Origin of the sequence: Spirosoma flavum (genome assembly GCF_042686045.1) — a bacterium.
Taxonomy (GTDB): Bacteria; Bacteroidota; Bacteroidia; order Cytophagales; family Spirosomataceae; genus Spirosoma; species Spirosoma flavum.
This window is the reverse complement of the sequence record NZ_JBHUOM010000011.1, coordinates 1-2,311: the sequence shown is the minus strand read 5'-3', so window position 1 is coordinate 2,311 and position 2,311 is coordinate 1. Positions and strand designations below refer to the sequence as shown.

The following is a 2,311-nucleotide window of genomic DNA, read 5'->3' as shown; positions in this document are numbered from 1 at the left end:
TGACCATGATCAAAGCCAGTGGTCAGCGCCTGAAACGCTCGCTGGATAAACAGCAATTGATAGCCCTGTTAGAGCAGCTTGATTCGACGCACGCAGCCTATCCCAGCTACAGCACAGGTCAGGCCGTCATTGATGCTGAGAGCGTTGAAAAGCAAGTGCTTTTGGTTAAGCAGTGGCAGGATTGCCCGGTGGTTGCCCAGTGTGATGTAGCATCAGCTCGTGTAGGCTTGTCGAGTGAAAACCTGGCGCTTATCTTGACCGAAGTACTGGATAACGCCTTTAAGTTTTCGGATGGGTCAGGGCCCATTCGGATAAAGGGCCACCGCCAGGGCCAGGCGTATCACCTGCGCATCAGTAACCAGGGCCAGCCTTTTACGCAGGCCGATATAGATCAAATTGAACCCTATCGGCAGTTTAACCGGCATCACTATGAACAGCAAGGGTTTGGCTTGGGGCTATCGATTGTCAAAAAACTATTGACCCTGCACGAAGGCATATTACAACTTGATGGTGACCCCTGTGGGGAGACGACACTAACCCTTATTCTACCGATAGCCTTACCGGACGGCAGCGTGTAGACGCTATTTTGTCACGAGAAGCTTATGTGTACATGATTATGGACGCCTTCTCACGCAAACGGGTGACTTGGATCAGAGGCAACGGTGGGACGATGACGCCCCATCGGGAAAATGATGGACGCCTTGCACGCTGAAGTCAAAGCCGTTAAAGCCCGCTACATCACCACTTTTTGCTTGTCAACTGGCCGTTTGCCAAGTCCCGTATGCTACGAATGACAGTTGACAGGTATTAAAACAACCGTCTAACAAAAACGCTCCTGATTGAGACGAAGGAGCGTGGCCAGACGCATATCGGCGATGACCGACTCCTGGTAATTCTAGCGCAAGCTAACTGGCGAGAACGCAATGACGACAGCCGATCCGACCTCACCCAACGCGCCAGGCACGGATAAACATGTTTATCTGTGCTACCCTAGTCTGTCGACTGGCTCACTTGGACCCTGTACTGGCGATGACGAATAAGCCAATTGCCCCAAAAAGATAGAGGAGCAGGACAACCAATGAGTCTAGTCCCATGCGGACGATCTGGCGTTTGGGGCGAAACAAGGCCCCATAGATGTAGGGAAGAGTAACCAGAATCCCCAAGCCAGTAAGGTACATATCGCTTTTTTGTGCGGTAGGCAGCACGGGCTTACCTGAAACAACCGTTGCTACCACCAGTAAGACGGGCAAAAAGGCGTTGCCACCAAATATATCACTGATGGCCAACGTGTAATTCTTGTTTTTGATGGAAGCCAGTCCCGTCGAAACTTCAGGCAGGGAAGTGGCCGCAGCCAGTACCGTTGCCCCAAACAGGACCCCATCCATACCCAGTTGTTTAGCCATCACATCCCCACTTTCCTCCAGCATCACTCCGCCTGCCAGTGTCGCCAGTGCCGCCAGACTAAACAGCCATAGGGTTTGACCAATATTGCGTTCATTCGTCGCAGTGGGCTCTTCTTGAGCAGACTTCACCGGCGGTTCAATCTGCCAAGGTAGGCCCTTGTGGGCTCGGCCAACAAGCCATACACCGACTACCCACGTGCCCACGAGTAACACACTGTCAGGCGTCAGACGCGCGAAGACAAGGTCTCTGGGCAACTGATGCCCCATGATCACCAGCGTCAGCATGGCAATCACCAGCGATCCTTCCAGCACGGGTGTCAGGGACGACTGTTTGGCCGTTAGTGTGTCTTGCTTACCGACGCCAACGGCATCAAGGAGTACTAGTACCACCGTTTGCAGGGCGATACCACCCAGAATATTTCCCACCGCCAATTCGACTTTATTACTCATGGCCGCGCTTACGGTGATGGCAATTTCGGGTAGATTGGTCACGATCGCCAGTACGATGGTTCCTCCCAGAGCGTCACCCAGGCCGAAGTGTTTATCGAGTGCATCTGTGGTAGTTGACAACGCTATGCCCGCCCGCCAGACAACGATTGCCGCTGCTACGAAAATAAGGCCTAAGACCAGTGGCGAAACAGAATCGAACATTAGGTGGCCTCGTTGTGGTTGAATAGTAATTAGGAGCGGGGTGTTTTAAGTAAACCACCCATTTATTGGCTTGTTCAAGAGCGCCTTTTATTCAAAGTGATTTTACCCCGACCGGCTGTCAACTGATAACGGTAGTGAGACCGGATGCTATTAACTAGGTTGGACAATTATTAAAAACTGATAGTCTTATTAAAACGCTCCTTAAAGTGAGATAAAGGAGCCGAAAGGAGGCTTAAGTACCTTTTCAGCCGTAGTTA

At 51.6% G+C, this 2,311-nt stretch carries 2 protein-coding genes; one reads left to right on the top strand and one right to left on the bottom strand.

Features of this window, described 5'->3' with window-relative positions; genetic code table 11:
- Positions 1 to 578 (top strand): ATP-binding protein (locus ACFS25_RS14635; protein ID WP_381502175.1); only part of this gene is annotated, 578 nt, incomplete at its 5' end.
- A gap of 429 nt (positions 579 to 1,007) precedes the next feature.
- On the opposite strand, the gene ACFS25_RS14630 is transcribed toward ACFS25_RS14635, so the two are convergent.
- Positions 1,008 to 2,054, bottom strand: coding sequence for a sodium:calcium antiporter (locus ACFS25_RS14630; protein WP_381502172.1), 1,047 nt, complete (start codon positions 2,052 to 2,054; stop codon positions 1,008 to 1,010).
- Positions 2,055 to 2,311 lie beyond the last annotated feature (257 nt).

Bases quoted from the DNA above. Each gene is read 5' to 3' on its own strand.
- ACFS25_RS14630 (WP_381502172.1), bottom strand. From the start codon at position 2,054: ATGTTCGATTCTGTTTCGCCACTGGTCTTAGGCCTTATTTTCGTAGCA.